Annotated in this window: 1 protein-coding gene; it reads right to left on the bottom strand. The window is 64.2% G+C overall.

The features are described from left to right. Positions 1 to 52: 52 nt before the first annotated feature. Entirely contained in the window at positions 53 to 496 is a 444-nt protein-coding gene (locus tag H483_RS40580) for an RCC1 domain-containing protein (protein WP_371204277.1), read from the bottom strand. Positions 497 to 544 lie beyond the last annotated feature (48 nt).

The following is a 544-nucleotide window of genomic DNA, read 5'->3' as shown; positions in this document are numbered from 1 at the left end:
TCAATCGCCAATCTTGTGCCCGGCAGTGGCGGGGACGTTACTGCGAGTAGTCCTAACCGGTACCGGTCCCGAGCCCGGTCACCCGGACGGGAGTCGATCGGTTAATGGTGGTGCCGTCACCGAGTCGCCCGTCCTGGTTGATTCCCCAACAGTGCGCGGTCACATCTTCCACCACCACACACGAGTGGTTTCTCCCGCTGCTGACCGCGGTGACTCCGTTCAACCCTTCAATGGCCTCTGGGAAGTACTGGTGGTCATAACCGCCGATGGGCCTCCCGTGGTGATAACCCCAGCAGGAAACGCGGTCGTCGGCCAGTGCCGCACACGCGTGGCCGCCAGCGGTGATCGCGGTGGCTCCGCTCACTCCCTCCATCTTCACCGGCGTCCGATAGGTGATGGCAGAGGACTCACCATAAATGCTGCGACCCCAGCAGGAGACGGTCCCGCCCCCTGCCACGGCGCACGTGAACTGGGAACCCGCATCAATTGCGGTCACCCCGCCCAACGCCGGAACTTTCACCGGAGTCCGCGTGGTGGAGGAACC

Origin of the sequence: Dietzia sp. UCD-THP, from assembly GCF_000349585.1 — a bacterium.
GTDB lineage: Bacteria > Actinomycetota > Actinomycetes > Mycobacteriales > Mycobacteriaceae > Dietzia > Dietzia natronolimnaea_A.
Note: the sequence above shows the minus strand (reverse complement) of the source record. Positions and strands in the feature narration are given on the sequence as shown.